Consider the following 20,715-nt stretch of genomic DNA (forward strand, 5'->3'; position numbering starts at 1 on the left):
GGGCGCCACCTCGCACGAACTCGCCGCACTACGGAGAGTTCCGGCTCGCGGTGGCCCGGCCGATCTCGGTGACCGGGGGTTCGTCGTAGAGCCATTCGCGGGCGATGCGATGCCAATTGACGGTGGTCCCGAGCTGGCCCAGCGTCGCGAAGGTGAGCAGGTCGGCGCGGCGGGAGAAGACGTGTTCGGGTGGGAGGAGCTGGCGGCGCATACCGCGGAATTCGGCGGCGCGGGGGTCTACGGCGTGCACGACCGCGGCCGTGGCCAGCTCCGGCGTGATGGTGATGTCCTCGTCGAGCAGATGCCAGCCCGCTGCGGCCCAGACGTATTCGAAGCATTCGCGCGGGGTGACGCCCGCGTCCGGGTCGATGATGCCGCGGCGCACCCACAGGTCGTACAGGTCCTGCGGGCGGTTCTCGCCGGCGGCGCGCAGGGCGGTGCGCTCGAATTCCACGTGGCGCGGGTCCATCCGGTGATAGAGGCCGAAATCCACGAATCCGACCCGGCCGTCGGCGGTCAGCAGGATATTGCCGGGGTGCGGGTCGCCGCAGAATTCGAAATCGGTGAACAGGGAACTGATGTAGAAGCGGTAGATCACCTCACCGATCCGGTCGCGGTCGGCGGCGGGCAGGGCCCGGATGTGCTCGAAGGGTGATCCGTCGAGGAACTCGGTGACGAGAACGCTGGGCGCGCACAGTTCTTCGATGCTGTCGGGCACCACGATGTGGGGGTGGCCGCGGAAGCGGGACGCGACGCGATGCTGGGTTCGCGCCTCCTGCGTGTAGTCGAGTTCGCTGCCGATATTGCGGGCGATCTCGTCGAGCACGCCGCCGTCGGCGGCGCTGGGCAGCGCGGATTTCCAGAGCCTGCTGAAGAATTCGAGGTTGCGCATATCCGCGGCGACGGCCTTGTCCACGCCCGGATACTTCACTTTGACCGCCACGGTCCGGCCGTCGCGCAGCGTGGCCCGGTACACCTGCCCGATGGAGGCCGCGGCGATCGGCGTCTCGTCGAAGTCCGCGAAGACGCGCGCGAGGGGTCCCAGATCGTCCTCGATGACCTCGCGCATGGCGGTGAACTCCACCGCGGGCGCGCGGTCGCGCAGTTCGGCGAGCTTGTCGCGGAACATTTCCCGATGCGCCGCCGGGATCAGGTCGACATCCAGCACCGACAGCATCTGGCCCAGCTTCATCGCCGCGCCCTTCATCCCGCCCAGGACGGTGACCAGCTGTTGCGCCGCCTGCAAGGTGGATCGTTCGGCGAGAATCCGGCGCGCCTCCTCGGGCCGCCCGATCATCTGGAATCGGGTCCCGGCCCCGCGCAACGCCTGTCCGGCGGCGAGTTTGCCCAGTTGGCTGCCGCGCGCGACCCGGCCGCCACGTACTCGACCGGTCATGCTCGGTACCTCCGTGTGGGTCGCCACGGCGGGCGGGCCTGTGTGGCAACAACATACCGCCGGGTCGGCGAAGGCGGCCTAAGATGAGCAAAGCTCATTTTCGCCGCACAGCAGGGAGGCTGTGATGCCGTCGAAGGCAGCGCGACCGCGTCGCGGCCCGACCCAGGAACGCTCGAAGGCCACCCGCGCGCACATCCTCGACACCGCCGCCCGATTGTTCGGCGAGCGCGGCATCGCCGACACCTCCACCAACCGGATCGCCGCCGAGGCCGGGGTCAGCATCGGCACCGTCTACCGGTACTTCGCCGACCGCGGCGTGATGGTGGACGAACTGCTCGAACAACTGCTGCAACGCGTCGAGAACCGTTTCACGCAATGGCTTTCCGGGCTCCCGCCGCACTCGGAGACCCAGTCCATCCAGGCGCGCACCGAGATCGTCACCGGCCTGCTCGACATGTTCACCCAGGAACCGGTCGCGAACGCGAAACTGGTGCGAGCGCTGGTCGGCGGCGTGCAGTTCTACAACAGCGGCCTGCCCGAATTCGAGCCGCGGCTGCGGTTGCTGGTCAAGGTGCTGCTGATCCAACTGCTCGGTCCCGGCAACGACCACAAATACGACGTGATGGCCGCGGTGCTGGTCAATACCGGCTTCGCCGGGGTGATGCGCGCCTCGGCGCTCGAGGTCGGCAGCGACGAGCGGCACGAGGTCGTCGCCATGACCGGATACATGATCGCCGCCTGGATCCACGCGGAGATCCACGAGAGTCCGGCGGCCGCTGCCCGATGACGGTGAGCGGCAGCGTCCGCCGGACCCGCGGCCGATTCGATTACAACCCCCCTCCACCGCCGAGTACCCACGGGTTGAAGGTGCACTGCAGGGTCGGGAACTTCGCCGGATCCAAGGCCCGCAACGCGATCGACAGCGCTCGCGGCGAATACATCAGCGTCAGATGGTCGGACACGTCCTGTTCGCAGCCGTCCTGCAGCACGATGTTGTCCACGTGCGCGCCCGGACCGGCCTTCAGATAGGTCAGCTCCGACGGGTTGGTGATCTCGTCGTAGCGGGTGCCGACCACCGTGTAGTCGATGCCGGACACGGTGTCACCGCCCGCATCGAGTTTGTTCACGAAATCCGAGCCGATGGTCTGCTGAATTCCGGCGTGCCCCACGAACAATTCGACGAAACCCAGGACGTCGATCCCGAAGTTGTTGACCGCCCGGCCCAAAGCGCCGATCCCGTCCAGTGAGGTGCCGTGATGGGTGGCGCCATAGGTGATCAGATGCTTCACCTTCGGCCCGCCGCCCTCGAACTTGGTGTACCAGCCCGACATCGGCCCGCCCTGCGAATGCGCGACGATATCGACCTGCGGCGCGCCCGTCGCCGCCAGCACCCGATCCACGAACGCGGCCAGCTGTTTCGCCGAATCCTGGATGTAGCCGGTGCCCATCACGCCGGGCAGCACCGCACCCAGCCCGCCGCCCTGCACCAGGCCGGACCGGCCGTAATTGAAGGTGAAGGTGCAGAATCCGGCGTCGGTGATCGGCTTGCTCATGTACGCGAATCCGTTGTACGCGTTCATCCAGGTGCCGTGTACCAGCACCACCGGACGCGGATGGGCCGTCGTCGGCTTGCATTTCCAGTCGTTGGTGCCCGGCGGGGCGGCGTCGGGATTGGCGAGCCCGTACCCGAAGGCCGCCACCCACGACGTCATGGGCGGCCCGTAACCCACGGTGTCGGAGGCGTACCCGCCCGACAAGCCGGCGCTGGACCCGGAACCGCCGTAACAGTCGCCGGAGCCGTTGCCCGACCCAGCACCGCTCCCGGAGTTGCAGGCCGAGCCGGTGCCGCTCCCGGAGTCCGCGATCGGCGCGGCCACCGTGCGGCCCTGCGCGATGTAGTCGGCCAATTGTTGTTCGGTGGGCGCGGGTTCGGCTCCCGCGGTTGTTCCGGTGAATGCGAGCGTCAACAGCGAGGCTCCCACGATGACCATGGCCCGTAGTGCGTGCGGGCGGATTCTTCGTCTCATGCGGCGAAACTAGGAGCGGAACAGGGGGTTGCGGCGGTACCGAACCAGAGTTTGGAAAGCCGCCCGAATCGGTGGCGGCGCAACCATGGTGCGCAACAACAGTGTCGTGCGCGGCTACTCGCGGTCGGTGAAGGAGCGGGCGATCAACGCGGCGCGCAGCTGCCACAGGCCCGAGGTCACGGTCGGGTCGAAACCGGTGATCTGGCAGATGCGTTTGACCCGGTAGTCGACGGTGTTGGTGTGGATGTGCATCAGGCGCGCGGTGCGGCGGCGATTGAGGTTCGTGCTGATGTGGCAGCGCAGGGTCTGCAACAGCTCGGGATGGGCGTCGAGTGGATCCAATAGTGCGCCAAGGGTTTCCCGGCCGAGACCCGGCCGGGTCAGCTGGTATTCCAACGCCATGTCGGTGAATCGGTAGAGTCCCGGATCACAGGCCAGGCGATGCACGATATCGAGTAGTTCATGGGCGCGATCGGCCGCGGACGGGATGTCGGCCGGACCCGCCACCACGACCGTCGCCGTGATCCGAACGCGGGCCGCCGCCGACAACTGCGCGATCAGTTCGTCGAGGCGGTCGACGACCGGGCTGGTGGCGGGTAACAGGACGGTGCCGCCGTCCACGCTCAACAATGCCAGCGCGGAATCACCACAGCGCGTGGCGAGTTCGGCTTGAATGCGACGTAACTTTCGCCGGGCCACCACCTTTGCGTCCAGCATCGGATGGCGTTCGTCCGGATGTCGCGGAATGTCCAGCGCCACCACCGAATACTCGGCTGCAATGTCGATGCCGCATTCGCGGGCCATCGTCGAGGTCGGGTGACCGCCGAGCAGTGCGGAGGTGAGCGTGTGTACGGCATTGTGGTGTTCGCTCACCACCGCCCGGTATTCGCTCACGTACGCGCGGGCCACCGTGGCGCTGATCGTGTCCAGCAGTTCCACCACCAGTTTCGCGCCGTCCATCAGATGCGCGTAATCCTGTGCCGTGGCGCCCGAGGTGATGAGGTCCATGCCGACCTTGAAGCCCTCGTGGATGGAATGCAGGACGGTGTCGATCGGCACGCCCTCGCGCGACCACCCCGCGGCGGCTTCGGAAAGCCGCTCCGCCTTCGCCGGAATGTCCTTGCCGTCCAACATGCTGACGGCCAGTTCCAGGCAGACGCGGGTCACGCTGGTGACATCACCGGAGATCACATCACCGGGGAGGGTGCCGCAGGGGATCACGGTGTCGACGAAATGCCCCACCAATTGCCGGGACAGGGTCCCCACATCCTGTAGTGGGCGGGACATCGGCCGGCCGGAGACGGTCAAGCCGGTTCGGAGCGCTCCGTCGGTTGTCATCATCGACTCTCTTCCGAGGTGATCGACCGCGAGTTCACGGTGATCGAACTCTAAAGTGGCCGCCAGCTCACCTTCTACTCCCTTTCGAACCGGCTCCGGGCCGAGCGTGAATTGCCTTGCCTGCCTGTGCAATCACTTCGGAATCCGGGCGGATCCCGCCGCTCCCGGAAGGGCAGAGCGGCAGGATTGCTCACTTTTCCGGCCTACTTCGGATTGGTCACTTCGGTGGGGAAGTCACGGTCGGGGGTGACGGTGTGACCGTCCGCGCCCAGCGTGAGCGTCACGTCGACCGGTCCGCCGGTGGGGCAGCAGCTGGCGTCTTTGCTCGCCAGCCACCGGTATTCGACCCGGACGCTGCGATCGGACGACCCGACCACCGAGGTGTAGGACGTCCACTTCTTGGTCGCGGTGCCCAGGAAACCCGCGTGATTGAACAGCAGCACGTGCCACGGCGAGCTGGCGGTGCCGCCCTGGGTATCGGCCAGCACCCACAGCAGCGCCGGACACGAGCCGACGGCGGCCTCGGTGCCGCTGTACGCGACGAACTTCGCATCGCTGACACTCGGTCCGATCTTGCCGAGCGCGGCGGTGACCACCGGCGACTTCAGATCCACGCACTTGCCGTTGCCCGCGGTGGCGGGAGCGCCGCCGCTCGCCGGTTGCGTCGTGCCGGGCGGCTGCTGGGTGTCGGACGGCTGCGCCGACCCCGGCGTGGTCGCCGCCGCCGTGGTCGGCGCACCTCCGGGCCTCGGCGTCGTCTCGTCCTGACATGCCGTCGTCAACGCCAGTGCGGCGGCCAGCGCGACGATCCCCGCGAGCTTCTTCATGAAATGTCCTCTCCCCTGGGTGCTACCGAGTTATTCGCGTACCGGTGCGGAAGCGTTGCGCTGGTCCGCGAGTGCGAGGCGAGTTTTCGACCGAGGTTGTGATTCGTCCCGTTTATCTGGTTCGGTGTCACGTTCGGGGGCGATACCGCCTAACGTGCGCAGGGCACATGATTTGGCTGGGAAGGTTGGACCGGGCGTGATCGGTACACGGGCGAAGCTCGATGAATTGGCGAAGATGCTGGAGATCGCCGCGGAGCCCGCAGGCGAGGCCGCGATCGCCAAGCGGGCGAAGAAGGGGATTCCCAGTGTCCGGCAGCGGGTGCACATGCTGCTGGATCCGGGGACGTTCATCGAGACGGGGGCGCTGGCGCGGCAGCCCGGGCAATCGGACGCGCTGTACGGCGACGGACTGGTCACCGGGCGCGGACTGATCGGCGGCCGGCCGGTAGTGGTGATCTCCCACGATCAGACCGTGTACGGCGGATCGGTCGGCGTCACCTCCGCGCAGAAGTTCATGCGGGCGTTGAAGTTCGCGTTCGACAACGCGTGCCCGGTGGTGACGATCAACGATTCCGGCGGGGCGCGGATTCAGGACGCGGTCGGCTCCATCGCCTCGTTCGGCGACATCTCCCGGGTGCTGGAGAAGCTGTCCGGGTATGTGCCGCAGGTGTCGATCATTCTCGGAAAGTGTGCGGCCGGTTCGGTGTACGGGCCGATCAACACCGACGTGCTGATCGGCACCAAGGACTCGTACATGTTCGTCACCGGGCCGGACGTGATCAAGGCCGTCAACGGCGAGGACGTCACCGCCGAACAGCTCGGCGGCGCGCAGGTGCAGGCCGAACGCGGCACCCTGCACCACGTGGCCGACACCGAGCAGGACGCCTACGACTGGGCCCGCAACTACCTGAGCTACATGCCGACCAGCTGCGTCGAACAGCCGCCGATCGTGAATCCCGGCCTGGAACCGGAGCTCACGGCCCACGACCTCGAACTCGACAGCATCATCCCGGACTCCGACCGGGCCGGCTACGACATGCACGAGATTCTGCTGCGTCTCTTCGACGACGGCGAATTCCACGAGATCCGAGCCGCTTTCGCGCCGAACCTGATCACCGGCTTCGCCCGCGTGGACGGCTACCCGGTCGGCGTGATCGCCAATCAGCCCCTGGTGCTGGGCGGTTCCATCGACGCCGCCTGCTCGGACAAGTCGACCTACTTCATCCGCCTCTGCGACGCCTTCAACATCCCGCTGGTGTTCATCGCCGACACCCCCGGCGTGCTCCCGGGTCTCACCGAGGAAGCCAACGGCGTCATCATCCGCGGCGGCCGGGTCCCGCGCGCCATCATCGAGGCCACGGTGCCGATCATCAACCTGGTGGTCCGCAAGTCCTACGGCGGCGCGTACGGCATGATGGCCGCGCGTCAGGTCGGCGCGGACATCAGCCTGGCCTGGCCGACCGCCCGGATCGCGGTGATCGGCGCGGAGAGCGCGGTCGACCTGCTCGGTAAGCGCCAGCTGGCGGCGGTGCCGGAGGAGCACCGCGCCGCCGCCCGCGAATTCATGGTCAACACCTACAACGAGACGGTCGCCACCCCGTGGGTCGCCGCCGAACGCGGCTACATCGACGCCGTCATCGAACCCTCCCGCACCCGCCTGGAAATCCGCCACGCGCTGCGCCTGCTCCGCGACAAGCCCCGCGTCAAGCCGGAATTCAACCCGCGCAAGCACCCGATCTACCCGATGTAGCCCCTCGAAATGGTGTGTACCGCTGAATGCCCGGGCGGGTTAGCCTCGTCGCGGGCCTGGGCATTCTGACCACCTTCTCTTTCGGGGGTTTATCGTGATACACCAATCATTCAGGCGCGCCGTGACATTCGTGGTCGCGGCCGCGGTTTCGGCGACACTGGCCACCGGCGCGGCCGCACCCGAACCGCCGAAGCCGTCGTCGATCACCTCGATCGTGAAAGACGGCCGCACCTGGCACCTGACGGTGTATTCGGCGGCCATGGACAAGGACGTCACGGTCGACGTCCAGCGTCCGGCCGACGAATCCCAGCCCGCGCCGAACCTGTACATGCTCAACGGCTTGGACGGCGGCTACGGCACCGCGAACTGGAAGGCCCGCACCCACGCCCTGGAATGGCTGGCCGACAAACCGGTCAACGTCATCCAGCCGATCGGCGGCTACGCCAGCTATTACACCGACTGGCAGCAGCCGGATCCCAAACTCGGCGTCAACAAGTGGCGGACGTTCTACACCGAGGAACTGCCGCCGCTCCTGGATCAGACCCTGCAATCCACCGGTGTCAACGCCCTGACCGGCTTGTCCACCTCCGGCACCTCGGTGCTGCAGCTGGCCGAGGCGAAACCCGGCCTGTGGAAGTCCGTCGCCGCCTACAGCGGCTGCGCCCAGGTCGCCGACCCGGTCGGCCAGGAATACATCAAGCTCGCCGTCGGCCGCAGCGGCGGCAACCCCGAGAACATGTACGGCCCCGACAACAGTCCCGCCTGGGCCGCGAACGACCCGATCATCAACGCCGAAAAACTGCGCGGCACATTGCTCTACGTCTCCAGCGGCAGCGGCATCCCGGTCATGGACGACGTCGACTACTACCTCAGCTCACCCGAAGTCGACGGCGCGGCGAGCCTGGCGCTCGGCATCATCATCGAGGCCGCGACCAACCAGTGCTCGCACAACCTGAAAGACCGTCTCGACGGCCTGAACATCCCCGCCACCTACCAATTCACCCCGGTAGGCACCCACTACTGGCCCTACTGGGAGCAGGCCCTCCGCGACTCCTGGCCCATCCTGGCGCAGGGCATGGGCCTGCCGAACTGACGGACGCGGCCCAGCGAAAGCTGGGTCATGTCACACCTTGCGGGGCTGCGTCGTCACCTTGACGAAGCCCGCTGAGACGCACCGTCCCAGCCTCGGCTGAACGTCTCGCAGATGGCGGTTAGCGCCTTCTCCCGCAAGGAAATTGGAGTCTGTCATGTCGATCGCCTATGTCATCGTCACCGTTGTCGCCGCCGCCTGGGTGGGATTCTCGGCGTTCTCGCTGTACCGACGGGCCGAGTTCGTGGTCGGCCCGCTGCGGGAGTACTCGGTGCCGGAGGCGTGGTGGACGCCGCTGGCCCTGGCCAAGGGCGCGGGCGCGGTGGGTTTGATTGCCGGACTGTTCATCCCGTTCGTGGGGGTGGCCGCGGCCATCGGCCTGATCCTGTACTTCGCCGGCGCGATCATCACCATCATCCGAGCCCGCGCCTACGGCAGCATCCCCTTCCCGCTGCTGTACCTGGTCCCGGTCGCCGTAGCGATGGGCCTGGGCTTCGCCGCCTGACCACCCCGGGCCAGTGGGAATGCCTTCCTGAATACGAGGGAACCGCAGATCCCGGATCTGCGGTTCCCTCGTATTCACGACTGCCTAGGCGCGATCGACATCGTAGGAGAACGAGTACGCGTCGAGGCGTTCGGTGAGGACGCCGATCAGGTCGTCGGATGCGCTGCACGCCACGTCGATGTGCGCGTGCGGCCGGCCGTCGCGCGGCGAGACGGCGATGTCGCCGTGCAGCCCGGCCGCCCGCAGTTCCCGTGCCACGACCTGGTGCATCGCGTCGTGAAGCAGCGGCACCTTGTGCACCTTGCCGACAGCGGTGAGGGGTATCGCCGCGATGAGGTCGATGAACTTCGGGGCTGCCGCAGGTTCGGGGGCGTGCGTGGCGGCCCAGGTCAGAAGTTCCGCGGCCGGTGCCGCAGCGCCGGGGCGCAGGACCACATAGGCCGCCGGGACTTCTCCGGCATGCGCGTCGGGTCTCGGAACCACCGCGGCGGCAAGGATATCCGGATGCCGGAGCAGTGACTCCTCGACCAGCCGAGGGTCGATATTGTGGCCGCCGCGGATGATGACGTCGCGGGCCCGGCCGGTCAGGGTGACGAATCCCGCCGCGTCGACTCGGCCCAGGTCGCCGGTGATCAACCAGTCGTCGATGACGATTCCGGTGGGGTCGGGTGCCGGGCCGGTAGGTCCGGCCCGGAGATATCCGGGAAAGACATTGGGGCCCTGGATGGCGAGCACACCATCTTCGCCGGGGCGGCAATCGCCGCGGGGCAGTCCATCGTCGTCGACCCGCACGGCTTTGATCCGCTGGTACGGCAGTCGCAGTCCGACCGCGCCCGGCCGATTGCCGGTCTCCGGTGCGAGCACGCTGACGCAGGTGGCCTCGGTGAGGCCGTATCCCTCGAGCATCGGTATCCCGGTGGCGGATTCGAAGTCCGCGCGGACCCGGCCTGGAAGCGGTGCCGCCCCGACGATTCCGGCGCGCAGGCTGGAGATGTCGACTCCGTCCGGGACGGCGGGCAAGGCGGCGTAGACGGTCGGCACCGCGGAGAAGCCGGTGATGCCATAGCGTTCCACGATCCGCCAGAAGTCGGCCATCGCGGCCCGGTCCCGATAGCCGAGGGGTCCGAGCGAGACGGCGGATCCCCCCGCAAGGAACGGCGCGAGCGCGGTGATGTGCACCGCGTTGACATGGAACAGCGGCAGGCCCGCCAGCGTGACCGACTCTCCGGCGAACAGCGCGTGCTGGGCGACGACCCAGGCGACGTACACCTGATTCGCGTGCGTCTGCGGCGCGACCTTCGGTGTGCCCGTGGTGCCGCCGGTATGGAAGTACGCGGCCACATCCGCGGGCCCGGGCCGCCGGTCGACGGTGAGCTCCGGAGGCTGGGCCGCGGCCAGTTCGTCGAAGTCTCCGGCCCATTGCGGCGGCGCGTCGTCGACCGAACCGCCGACCGAGATCAGCGCACGCAGTCCGGGCAGCGCCGCGGCGACCGCACACGCCGTGCGCCAGACCGGGGCATCGAGTTCCGGTGCGGGAGCGACCAGTACGCGCGCGCCGGTGAGCCGGAAGATGTCGACGATGTGTTCCGTGGCGAGCATCGGATTGACGGGGTTGGCGACGCCGATCGCCTGTGCGCCGAACAATGCGGCATAGGTGGTCCCGGTATTGGGGAGCATCAGCCCGATGACGCCGCCGGGCTCGACCCCCAGTGCGGCATACAGATTCGCGGCCTGGTTGACGCGCCGCAAAAGTTCACCGTACGACCAGGTTTCGGGCTTGTCCCAGTCCGTCCCGCCGGGCAGCAGATGCAGTGCGGGCCGGTCGTGATGGCGGCGTGCGGTCCGTGCGATCAGCTCGTAGGTGCTGCCCGGGAGGTCCCGGTCGCTCAGCGGAATCGACTCGAGGCGCGCGAGTTCGCCGGCGAAGTCCGGCTCGAGCCGCGTGTTCACGCGCGCACCACCGGATTCGCGAGCACCCCGATGCCCTCTACCTCCACCTCGACCAGATCGCCCGCCCGCAGGTATCTCCCGGAGAACACGCCGGCCCCGCGCGGAGTGCCGGTGCAGATCACGTCACCGGGTTCGAGGGTCTGGTACCGCGACACATGCGCGATCAACTCCGGTATGGAGTGGATGAAGCCGCTGGTCCGATCCTCCTGGCGCAGTTCCCCATTCACCCGGGTCCGCAGCGCGAGGTCGGGTGTCTCGGTGAATTCGTCGGCGGTCACCAGGCAGGGGCCGAGCGGCTTGAAGGTGTCGAAGCTCTTGGCGACGCCGATGGAGGCGGTGGGGTCGCCGGTCATCGCGCGCAGCTGGATATCGCGCGCGGAGGCATCGTTGACGATGGTCAGCCCGGCCACATGACGCCAGGCCGCGCCGATGGACACACCGCGGGCGGGTGTGCCGATGACGACCGCGACCTCACCCTCGTAGTCGACCTGTTCCGCCGCGACCTCCGGCAGCGTGATCGGATCGCCGGGCCCGACGACCGCCGACCCGGCCGTGACTTGCATGTTCGGTTCGGTGGGCACCGCGATGTCGGTCTTTCCCAGCGCCGCGAACATGTCCAGGGCCTCGGTCGCGTGGCTCTCGTAGTTCAATCCGATGATCAGAACTTTCCCCGGCCGCGCCACCGGCGGCCGCAGCACCGCCTGCTCGAGGGCCTGTTCACGCAGCACCGTCGCGGTACGGGCGGCGTCGAGTCCCGGACCGCGCAGCAGTGCGCCGACCTCGGCGTAAGGCAGGTCGAGTAGCGAGAGCACGCCGGCGCGGTCTTCTCGCGCGAGCCCGTCGTCGGTCGAGTAGAGACGCATGCCGAACCTCCTTGTTCACCGGCACCGCGCCGGCCTTCTCTTGATTGACAGTTAAGAGCACGTCTTAGCTCTCAGTCAAGAGCGGGCCTAGAGTTGGCTCATGCCCAAGAATCGCCAGGACATCCCCAAGGCCGAACGCCAAGCCGAACTGGTCGCCCATGCTCGCGAGCTCTTCGCCGAGAACGGCTATCGCGGCACCAGCGTGGCGGCGGTCGGCCGGGCCGCCGGGATCGCGCCCGCGGCGGTGCACTGGTATTTCCCCACCAAGGACGACCTTTTCGCCGCCGTCGTCGATTCGATCTTCGGTGAGACGCGTGCACTCGTCGAGGCCGAACCGGCGGGCGATCCGCGGGACGAATTGGTCGACCTGCTGGTGCGGATGGAGCCCTATCGGGGGCTGCATCGCGTCGCCTACGAGCGCATGGACGAGACCGAGACGCTGCGCGCGGTCTACGGGCGGATACAGGACTGGCTCGAGGAGCGGCTGCTGGCCGCGATCTCGCAGCGGGCCGCCGCGGGTGCGGATCTGGCGTCGATCACCGATCTCGCCCATGTGCTGTTCGAGGGGTTGCTGATCAGCGTGCGCCGGCTGGATCGGCCGACGGGGGAGCTGGTCGACCTGCTCATCACCTCGCTGGTGGCCACCGCGGAGGCGAGTCGATAGGTACCTCTTGACTTCCATTCATGAGCGGGCCTAGCTTCTCTTGTATCGCATTCAAGAGATGTTCTCGGCTCAAAGGAGAGTCCGCTCATGGCATCACCCGCAAAACTCGCCCACGTCGTCCTGCGCACCGGCCGACTGCCGGAGATGGTCGACTGGTACGTGCAGGTGCTCGAGGGTCGCCTCGTGTTCGGCAACGACATGCTGGCCTTCATGACCTACGACGACGAGCATCATCGCGTCGCGTTCCTGGCCACCGGCGCCTCCCAGCGGCCCACCGACGCGCACTCGGGACTGCACCACGTCGCCTTCACCTACGACTCGCTCGGTGACCTGCTCGGCACCTATCAGCGCCTGAAGAGCGTTGGCGTGCAACCGTTCTGGACCATCAATCACGGCCCCACCACCTCGATGTACTACGAGGACCCGGAGGGCAATCACATCGAATTGCAGATCGACAACTTCGCCACCGACGCGGAGCTGACCGACTTCTTCGACTCCGGCGCGTTCGACGCCAATCCCATCGGCGTCGAATTCGATGCCGACGAACTCGTCGCCCGATTCGAAGCGGGCGAGCCCCTGGCCGATCTGGTGCGGCGGTCGTGAGCGCGGCCGAGCAGACCCCGGTGCTCATCGCCGGCGCGGGCCCGGTCGGCCTCGCCACCGCGTATGTGCTGGGGCGACATGGCATTCCGAGCATCGTCTGCGAGCGCTATGGAGCGGTCAATCCGCATCCCCGCGCGCACGTGGTCAATACGCGCTCGATGGAACTGCTGCGGGCCTGGGGCATCGCCGAGGCCGTCACCGGTGACGCGGTGGCCCCGGAGTGGATGCTCAATATCGTCTGGAAGCAGACCCTCGCAGGGGAATCGCTCGGCCGGATCAATCTGGCCGACGACGGCACGGAGCGAATCGCGCGCCGCGGTAACGCCTCTCCCGAGCTGATCACCTCGTGCGCACAGGATCGCGTACAGCAGCGGTTGCTCGACGCGCTGCGAGCGCAGGCCATGGCCACCGTCCACTTCGACACCACCGTCGTCCGTGTCACCGACACCGGTGATCGGGTCGACGTGCTCGTCGAATCCGGCGGTGCGACAAGAACTATCGCGGCGCAATACGTTGTCGCTGCGGACGGCGCGGCGGGCACGCTGCGCGCCGAGCTCGGAATCGGCATGGCGGGACTGCCCGAGCTCGGGCAGCAGGTGAACATCTACTTCCACGCCGACCTGTCGCCCTGGACCGAAACCGATCCGGCCCTGCTGATCTGGATGATCAACGCCGAATCACCAGGTGTGTTCATCGGAATGGACGGCAGGCATCGATGGACGCTCAACCGGCCGTTCGACCCGGCCCAGGAATCGCTGTCGGACTACACCCCGGAGCGCTGTATCGACCTGGTGCGCACCGCCGTCGGCAGCGCGGACCTCGCCGTAGACATCCGCTCGGTCGGTACCTGGACCATGGCGGCCAGCACGGCGGAAACCTATCGCACCGGCCGGGTGCTGCTCGCCGGTGACAGTGCGCACCAATTCCCGCCGACCGGTGGGCTCGGCATGAACACCGGGTTCGCCGACGCCGACAACCTCGGCTGGAAGCTGGCCGCCGTGCTCGGTGGCTGGGCGCCCGAATCCCTGCTCGACACCTATGGGACCGAGCGCAGCGCGGTCGCGCTCAGCAATGCCGAGCGCAGTGTCGCCAATGCCCTGAAGATGTTCGACGCCGGAATCGGGCCGCTCACTGTTCAGATCGCCGAGCGGCTCGACAGTGCGGAACCCTCGGTCGCGCAGCGTGAGCGCGAGCTGCTGGCCGCGGCGATCCCGCGGCACCGCGAGCACTTCGACGATCTCGATCAGGAATTGGGCTACGTCTACGGCGGCGCGGACGTCACCGCCGATCCGATCGCCACGGCCGTCCTCGGCGCGCGGCTACCGCATGCGTGGATCGCCCACGAGGGCGCCACGGCGTCGACCCTCGATTTGCTGGGGCCGTGGTTCACTCTGATCGCGGGTCCGTCCGGATCCGACTGGGCGACAGCGCTTTCCGAAGCCGCAGGCGAGGTCCCGTGCCGGGCCTTCATCGTCGGCCACGATTTCGAACTCGACACCGATCGCTTCGGCATCGGCGCGGCCGGATCCATCCTGGTCCGGCCGGACGGGCACATCGCCTGGTCGACCGATCAGGGCTCCGGCACACCCGCCGCCGATCTCGCCGCCGCACTCCGAACCGCCTGCGGCAGAAAGCCGACCCCATGACGAATCAGATCGCACCGGTCACCCTGTCGGACCGGTACACCCGGCAGGTCGGCGCCGTGCACCTCACCGGTATCCAGGCCCTGGCCCGCCTGCCGCTGGAGCTGCGGCGCGCGGACGTCCGCGCAGGTCGGCGCACCGCGGCCTTCATCTCCGGCTACGAAGGCTCGCCGCTTGCCGGCTACGACACCGAACTCGCCCGCAACGCCGCCCTGTTGGACGAGCACGACATCGTGTTCCGCCCCGGCGTCAACGAAGAACTGGCGGCGACCGCCGTGCAGGGCACGCAATGGGCGGCGACCCAGGACGACAAGCGGGTCGACGGCGTCCTCGCGCTCTGGTATGGCAAGTCACCGGGCCTGGATCGCGCCTCCGACGCCATCCGGCACGCGAACCTGATGGGCACGCATCCGGACGGCGGGGTGCTGGCGCTGGTCGGCGACGACCCCGCCGCCAAATCCTCCACCGTGCCCGGCGCGTCCGAGGGGCTGCTCGCCGATCTCGGACTGCCCACCCTGTACCCGGCGGATCCGCAGGAGGCCTTGGACTTCGGGCTGCACGGCGTGGCGATGTCGCGGGCCTGCGGATTGTGGGTGGCATTGAAGATCGCCACCAATGTGGCGGACGGTTCGGGGACGGTGGACCTGGACCCCGATCGGGTGCGGCCCGTCGTGCCCGACCTGACCGTCGACGGCGCCGTCTACCGGCACGAGGTGACCGCGCAGGTGCTGCAGCCGACGCTCGGTGTGCTCGAACGCAGCCGGGAGGGCGCGCGGCTCGAGATCGCGCGACGGTACGCGGTCGCCAACGACCTCAATCGGATCACCCAGCGCGGCGACGGCGACCGGTTGGGGATCGTGGCGGCGGGCAAGACGTATCTCGATGTGCGGCAAGCCTTACGGATGCTGGGGCTCGACGACGCCGAGCTGGGCCGCCGCGGTGTCCGGCTGTTGCGGCTCGGGATGATTCATCCGCTCGAGCCCACCATCGTCCGGCGATTCGCCGAGGGCCTCGACGAAATCCTGGTGATCGAGGAGAAGCGGCCGTTCCTCGAGACCGCGGTCAAGGATCTGCTGTACGGCGGCCCCGGAGCTCCCGCCGTCCACGGCAAGCGGCTGCCCGACGGCACGGTATTCATGCCCGCGGATGGCGAACTCGACCCGGACGTTATCGCCACGAAGCTGGCCGCACGGCTGTCCGCGATCGGCGGATTCCCGTCCGCGGAGCAATGGCGAGGCCGCCGCCGCACCGGAATCGCCTCGCGCGCACTGCCGCTCGCCACCAGAACGCCGTACTTCTGCTCGGGCTGCCCGCACAACGTCTCCACCAAGACGCCCGAGGGGGCCACCGTCGGCGCGGGCATCGGCTGCCACGGCATGGTGTCGCTGATGAGTCCCGCCCAGGTCGGCAACGTCACCGGCCTCACCCAGATGGGCGGTGAGGGGACACAGTGGATCGGGATGGCGCCCTTCCTCGCCCGCACCCACATGATCCAGAACCTCGGAGACGGCACCTTCCACCATTCGGGCAGCCTGGCGGTGCGTGCCGCGATCGCCGCGGGCAGCCACATCACCTACAAGCTGCTCTACAACTCGGCGGTGGCGATGACCGGCGGCCAGCAGGCCGTCGGGGTCATGCCGGTATCCGCGATCTGCACCGCCATGCTGGCCGAAGGCGTCGCGCGGATCATCGTGACGACCGACGAGGTGAAGCGGTATCGAAAAGTCCAGCTGCCCAAAGGCGTTCAGGTCTGGCACCGTGACCGGTTGATCGAGGCGCAGGAAACCCTGTCCCGCACAGCCGGTGTCACACTGTTGATCCACGATCAGGAGTGCGCAACCGAACTGCGGCGGAAACGCAAACGCGGGCTCGCGCCCACGCCTGTGGAACGCATCGTCATCAATGAACGTGTCTGCGAGGGCTGCGGTGACTGCGGGCAGAAGTCGAATTGTCTTTCGGTGCAGCCGTTCGACACCGAATTCGGTCGCAAGACCCGCATCGACCAGTCCTCCTGCAATATCGACCGATCCTGCCTGGCGGGGGACTGCCCGTCGTTCCTGTCCGTCGTCCCGGCCGGCAAGCGTGCCCGGCGCGGCACCGCGGCCCTCGACCCGAACGACCTGCCCGCCCCGCCCGGGACGTTCCGCGGAACCCACACCACGCGCATCACCGGCGTCGGAGGTTCCGGCGTGGTGACGCTGGCCCAGCTGCTCAGCACCGCGGCCACGCTGGCCGGGCATCGGGTCCGCGCGCTCGATCAGACCGGTCTCGCGCAGAAGGGCGGCGCCGTCGTCTCCGACCTCAAGTTCTCCGATGAGCCGATCGAACAGGGCAGCAAGGCGACTGCCGTCGAATGCGACCTCTATCTCGGCTGCGACCTGCTCGTCGCGGCGGAACCCCGCTACCTCGCGGCCGTCGATCCGGCGCGCACGGTCGCGGTGGTGTCCACCAGTGAAGTCCCGACCGGGCAGATGGTCATCGACCCGACCGTGTCCTTCCCCGCGTCCGGGCCGATCCTGGACAGCATCCGGGCCGCCGCCGACGTCACCTTCTTCCTCGATGCGCGCAGCGCGGCGAGTGCCTTGCTCGGCGCGGATCAGTTCGCGAATCTGCTGCTCGCGGGCGCGGCCGTGCAGTCCGGGGCGCTGCCGCTGGCGCCGGCTGCCATCGAGGAGGCCATCGTCCTCAATGGTGTTCAAGCCGAGGCGAATACGTCCGCCTTTCGCTACGGCCGACTGTCAGTCGCCGATCCGGCCGCCTTCGCCGCCGCTCTGGAGCGGGCTCGCGGACCGGTCGAAACCGTTCGCCCACTGGCGAATGCGGCCGCGAACCTCATCGCGACCCTCCCGGTCGACCCCGAGACGGAACTCCACCGCCTACTCGGCATCCGCGTTCCCGACCTGATCGAGTATCAGAACCTCGCCTACGCAAGGGAATACAGCACCTTCATCGCCCAGGTCCTCCGTGTCGAATCCGAACGAATCCCCGGCTCGACCGCCCTCACCGAATCCGTCGCCCGAAACCTGTACAAACTCATGGCCTACAAGGACGAATACGAGGTAGCCCGCCTCTCCTTGGACCCCGGAGTCCGCCGAGCCGTCGAAGCCGAATTCGGCCCCGGCGCCCGCATCTCCTACCGCCTGCATCCCCCCGCCCTCCGTGCCCTCGGCATGAAGAACAAACTCCAACTGGGCCCATGGTTCCGCCCGGCCTACCGTGCGCTGGTGGCCCTCCGTCGCCTCCGCGGCACCCGCCTCGATCTCTTCGGCTACGCCGCGGTCCGCAGAACCGAACGGGCGTTGATCGCCGAATACCGCAGCACCATTACCGAACTCCTCGACACCCTGAACCCCGGCACCCACGCGTTGGCCGTCGAAATCGCCGACCTCCCCGACATGATCCGCGGCTACGAGTCGATCAAGGCCGCGAACGTCGATGCCTACCGGGCCAGAGTCGCCGCCCTCCTACCCCATACGGGGAGGTGAGCGGATCGGGATCGGCTGGTTCCAGGGACGAACGCTGAGCCGTGTCACACCTTGCCGGGCTGCGTCGTCACCTTGACGAAGCCCGGCTGAGACGCAGCGTCCCAGCCCGGACCGAACGTCCTCGCAGAGAAGAGAAGATCATGGAACCGCGTTTCAACCTCTACGCCAACGACATTGCCGCCAAGTTCAACAAGCGCCTGGTCACCGCCGCCCGTGTGGTCGACGAGTCCACGCTGCCCAAGGCGACCCAGGAGCTGGTGAAGATCCGTTCCTCGCAGATCAACAGCTGCGGGATGTGCCTGGACATGCACACCAAGGACGCCGCCCACGCCGGTGAGACCCCGGTCCGTCTGGCCATGGTCGCGGCGTGGAAGGAATCCACCGTCTTCACCGATCCGGAGCGCGCCGCGCTGGCGCTGACGGAGGAGGGCACCCGTCTGGCCGACGGCGGCGGCGTCTCCGACGACACCTGGGTCCAGGTCCGCAAGCACTACGACGACGACCAGATCGGTGCGCTGATCTCCCTGATCGCCACCATCAACGCCTGGAACCGCCTGAATGTGCTGGCGGGCATGGTGGGTGGGGAGTACACCCCCGGCCAGTGGTAGCCGGTCAGGGGGTGACGAGCAGTGCTCCTCCGAGTTGGGTTCCGAGCCAGATCGGGGCCCAGATCGGGGCGGTGAGAGCGATCACCGGGGAGAGGATGATGCCGAGGAGAACGAGCATGAAAAGGGTCTCCGCACGTCGGGGGTCAGGGTTGGGTCTGGATTACCTGGAGCCAGAAGATCGGGGCGTATTGGCTGATGCAGTCGGCCAAGACCTGCGTTCCGGGCGCGAATTCGGCGTAGGCCGGTGGTGTCGCGAAGTCGGGTAGCGGTGTGTCGGCGGGTGGTTGCCCGGTCGGGCTCGACCAGGAGCCGGGGGAGTAGTTGACCACCGGTGGCAAACCCTTCGCCGTGGGTGGATCGATGCTGTAGAGGCCGCACTTCCACCATTCGCCGGGAGATGAATCGACGCGGATCACGCCGTCGGGTTCCGGGGTGAAAAGTGGCTGAGCAGCGGCCTGGCCGACAGCGAGCGGTAACCAGGCCACCGCCGCGACCGTCGCGGCCACGATAGATCTGCGCATTCGAACCTCTCGGGCAGGGGATTTCACACCGGCAGTCAGCGAATAGTTGGCTACCTGCGAAAACCGTACAAGCCCTGCCGGTCCCCGCTCGGAATTTCGGCGTGGCTGTCGAGGAATTCCTTGAGAGCAGTGCTGGTGTGCGCGTATCGGGCATGCGCTCGAGCGGATCGAACCTTGGAACGTCTGGTTCGGGGACCTAACGTCGGTTGCGGCACAATCGCTCACAAATCGGAGGCAGACCTGTGGCTGTTCAGATCGGCGTATTCCTACCCACTTCCGGGCCGCGTGAGGCCGGATTCGGGGCCGGCGAGATCCGGGACAGCGCGCGGACCGCGGAAGCCGCTGGGCTGGAATCCCTGTGGGCGACAGACCATCTCATCGCCAGTCAACCCATGCTCGACAGTACCGTCGCCCTCACCACCGCCGCGGCGGTCACCGATCGAATCCGGATCGGCTTCGGCGCAATGCTGCTGGCTCTACGCCCGATCGCTTGGGCTGCGAAGGAAATCGGTACCCTGCAACAACTCTCGGACGGCCGCACCCTGCTGGGCGTCGGCACCGGCAACCCGGCCCACGGCGATATCGGCTGGCGCGCAGCGGGTGTCCCGTTCGGCGAACGCGGAATCCGCACCGACCGCGCACTGTCGGCGCTCCCGAAACTGATCGCCGGCGAACCAGTCACGCTCGACGATGGCCTCGAGGTCACGCTGTCCCCGGCCGCCCCGATGCCGCCGATCCTGGTCGCGGGCAACAGCGCCCGGGCTCGTCGCCGGGCCGCCGCCTTCGCGGACTCCTGGATGCCCATCAACCCCGGCCTCGACCAGCTACCCGCCCTGCTCACCGAGCTACGCGACCTTGCCGCCCACTACCACCGCCCGACCCCCACGGTGACGGTCGTCGCCCCGGCCTTGCCCGCGGATCCGCACCAGGCCGCCGCCGCCTTGGCCGCCTACGAGACCGCGGGCGTCGAGCGCGTGATCTTGGCCCCCACCGGCCAGGATTGGCGGCGCGACTACGCCTTCGCCGCCGACCTCCGGGCCGCCCAATAGTCCGTGGCTACCGCCCCGCACCGCTGTCGACGAACTCCTCGATAGCGGTGACCTGCACGGTCCACTCCGAGATCGCGTCGCCGTCGCGGTAGAGCGCCCACACCTCGACGAAGTTGGTCGTCTTCGGATCGCTCATCGTGACGGGCAGGCACGCGACAGTCTCCCCGTCGAGAATCCGCCGCAGCGCCGCCGTCCAACCGGCCTGGTAGTCGTCCACACCCCAGTAGCCGGTCGGCGCCCCGAAATACTCGGTATCGTCGCCCAGCCGGATCAGGCCCGACGCCATCGCCGGATCGCGCTGCGTACCCGGATCGGTGAACTCGATGCCGAATGTCCCCATGTCACTTCCCAACGCCGCTGAGTCGAATACGCTGCCAATCGGAATGAAAAGATCAC

Annotated in this window: 18 protein-coding genes; 10 read left to right on the top strand and 8 right to left on the bottom strand. The window is 67.9% G+C overall.

What is annotated here, in order from left to right; translation table 11 throughout:
* Positions 1-28 precede the first annotated feature (28 nt).
* Positions 29-1,396, bottom strand: a complete 1,368-nt coding sequence (locus tag ACYVKL_RS09160; protein ID WP_379168315.1) for an ABC1 kinase family protein — start codon at positions 1,394-1,396, stop codon at positions 29-31.
* Positions 1,397-1,520: 124 nt separating this feature from the next.
* Between ACYVKL_RS09160 and ACYVKL_RS09165 the strand changes: the two genes are divergently transcribed.
* Positions 1,521-2,183 carry a TetR/AcrR family transcriptional regulator gene (locus ACYVKL_RS09165; RefSeq protein WP_379168317.1) on the top strand — a complete coding sequence of 221 codons (663 nt, stop codon included), beginning with the start codon at positions 1,521-1,523 and terminating at the stop codon, positions 2,181-2,183.
* 40 nt (positions 2,184-2,223) lie between these two features.
* Here the strand turns inward: ACYVKL_RS09165 and ACYVKL_RS09170 are convergent, their stop codons facing one another.
* The 3 genes from ACYVKL_RS09170 to ACYVKL_RS09180 all read right to left on the bottom strand — a co-directional run bounded on the left by ACYVKL_RS09170 (position 2,224) and on the right by ACYVKL_RS09180 (position 5,588).
* Positions 2,224-3,423, bottom strand: a complete 1,200-nt coding sequence (locus ACYVKL_RS09170) for an esterase/lipase family protein (RefSeq protein ID WP_379168318.1) — start codon at positions 3,421-3,423, stop codon at positions 2,224-2,226.
* Between the two features lie 114 nt (positions 3,424-3,537).
* Positions 3,538-4,761, bottom strand: a complete 1,224-nt coding sequence (locus ACYVKL_RS09175) for a PucR family transcriptional regulator (RefSeq protein ID WP_379168891.1) — start codon at positions 4,759-4,761, stop codon at positions 3,538-3,540.
* A 203-nt stretch (positions 4,762-4,964) separates the two neighbouring features.
* Entirely contained in the window at positions 4,965-5,588 is a 624-nt protein-coding gene (locus ACYVKL_RS09180) for an LppP/LprE family lipoprotein (protein WP_379168320.1), read from the bottom strand.
* 196 nt (positions 5,589-5,784) lie between these two features.
* Between ACYVKL_RS09180 and ACYVKL_RS09185 the strand changes: the two genes are divergently transcribed.
* From ACYVKL_RS09185 to ACYVKL_RS09195, 3 genes are all read left to right on the top strand, one after another.
* Entirely contained in the window at positions 5,785-7,338 is a 1,554-nt protein-coding gene (locus ACYVKL_RS09185; RefSeq protein ID WP_379168322.1) for an acyl-CoA carboxylase subunit beta, read from the top strand.
* Positions 7,339-7,459: 121 nt separating this feature from the next.
* The gene (locus ACYVKL_RS09190) at positions 7,460-8,431 is read left to right on the top strand and encodes an alpha/beta hydrolase (RefSeq protein WP_379168323.1); all 972 of its coding nucleotides are present in this window, start codon (positions 7,460-7,462) and stop codon (positions 8,429-8,431) included.
* A gap of 154 nt (positions 8,432-8,585) precedes the next feature.
* Complete coding sequence (locus tag ACYVKL_RS09195; RefSeq protein ID WP_357198124.1) at positions 8,586-8,933, top strand: DoxX family protein; 348 nt, start codon at positions 8,586-8,588, stop codon at positions 8,931-8,933.
* A gap of 84 nt (positions 8,934-9,017) precedes the next feature.
* Here the strand turns inward: ACYVKL_RS09195 and ACYVKL_RS09200 are convergent, their stop codons facing one another.
* Positions 9,018-10,883 (bottom strand): acyl-CoA synthetase, encoded by a 1,866-nt coding sequence (locus ACYVKL_RS09200; protein WP_379168325.1) that lies wholly within the window; start codon positions 10,881-10,883, stop codon positions 9,018-9,020.
* Positions 10,880-11,746 (bottom strand): fumarylacetoacetate hydrolase family protein, encoded by an 867-nt coding sequence (locus ACYVKL_RS09205; RefSeq protein WP_379168327.1) that lies wholly within the window; start codon positions 11,744-11,746, stop codon positions 10,880-10,882. Before ACYVKL_RS09205 ends, ACYVKL_RS09200 begins: the two co-directional genes overlap by 4 nt.
* 100 nt (positions 11,747-11,846) lie before the next feature.
* Here ACYVKL_RS09205 and ACYVKL_RS09210 point away from each other — a divergent pair, with 100 nt between their 5' ends.
* The 5 genes from ACYVKL_RS09210 (at position 11,847) to ACYVKL_RS09230 (ending at position 18,749) form a co-directional block, all read left to right on the top strand.
* Complete coding sequence (locus ACYVKL_RS09210) at positions 11,847-12,410, top strand: TetR/AcrR family transcriptional regulator (RefSeq protein ID WP_379168329.1); 564 nt, start codon at positions 11,847-11,849, stop codon at positions 12,408-12,410.
* A gap of 87 nt (positions 12,411-12,497) precedes the next feature.
* The gene (locus tag ACYVKL_RS09215) at positions 12,498-13,013 is read left to right on the top strand and encodes a VOC family protein (protein WP_379168331.1); all 516 of its coding nucleotides are present in this window, start codon (positions 12,498-12,500) and stop codon (positions 13,011-13,013) included.
* Positions 13,010-14,659 carry an FAD-dependent monooxygenase gene (locus tag ACYVKL_RS09220; protein ID WP_379168333.1) on the top strand — a complete coding sequence of 550 codons (1,650 nt, stop codon included), beginning with the start codon at positions 13,010-13,012 and terminating at the stop codon, positions 14,657-14,659. Before ACYVKL_RS09215 ends, ACYVKL_RS09220 begins: the two co-directional genes overlap by 4 nt.
* Entirely contained in the window at positions 14,656-18,141 is a 3,486-nt protein-coding gene (locus ACYVKL_RS09225) for an indolepyruvate ferredoxin oxidoreductase family protein (protein WP_379168335.1), read from the top strand. The genes ACYVKL_RS09220 and ACYVKL_RS09225 overlap by 4 nt, the downstream gene beginning before the upstream one ends.
* A 140-nt stretch (positions 18,142-18,281) precedes the next feature.
* Positions 18,282-18,749, top strand: coding sequence for a carboxymuconolactone decarboxylase family protein (locus ACYVKL_RS09230; protein WP_379168337.1), 468 nt, complete (start codon positions 18,282-18,284; stop codon positions 18,747-18,749).
* A gap of 143 nt (positions 18,750-18,892) precedes the next feature.
* Here the strand turns inward: ACYVKL_RS09230 and ACYVKL_RS09235 are convergent, their stop codons facing one another.
* Positions 18,893-19,270, bottom strand: coding sequence for a hypothetical protein (locus tag ACYVKL_RS09235; protein ID WP_379168339.1), 378 nt, complete (start codon positions 19,268-19,270; stop codon positions 18,893-18,895).
* 242 nt (positions 19,271-19,512) lie between these two features.
* On the opposite strand from ACYVKL_RS09235, the gene ACYVKL_RS09240 reads away from it, so the two are divergent.
* On the top strand, positions 19,513-20,319 hold the full coding sequence (locus ACYVKL_RS09240) for an LLM class flavin-dependent oxidoreductase (RefSeq protein ID WP_379168341.1): 807 nt from the start codon (positions 19,513-19,515) through the stop codon (positions 20,317-20,319).
* 7 nt (positions 20,320-20,326) lie between these two features.
* Here the strand turns inward: ACYVKL_RS09240 and ACYVKL_RS09245 are convergent, their stop codons facing one another.
* The gene (locus tag ACYVKL_RS09245; protein WP_379168343.1) at positions 20,327-20,659 is read right to left on the bottom strand and encodes a hypothetical protein; all 333 of its coding nucleotides are present in this window, start codon (positions 20,657-20,659) and stop codon (positions 20,327-20,329) included.
* Positions 20,660-20,715 lie beyond the last annotated feature (56 nt).

The sequence above is a fragment of the Nocardia tengchongensis genome, assembly GCF_054781395.1.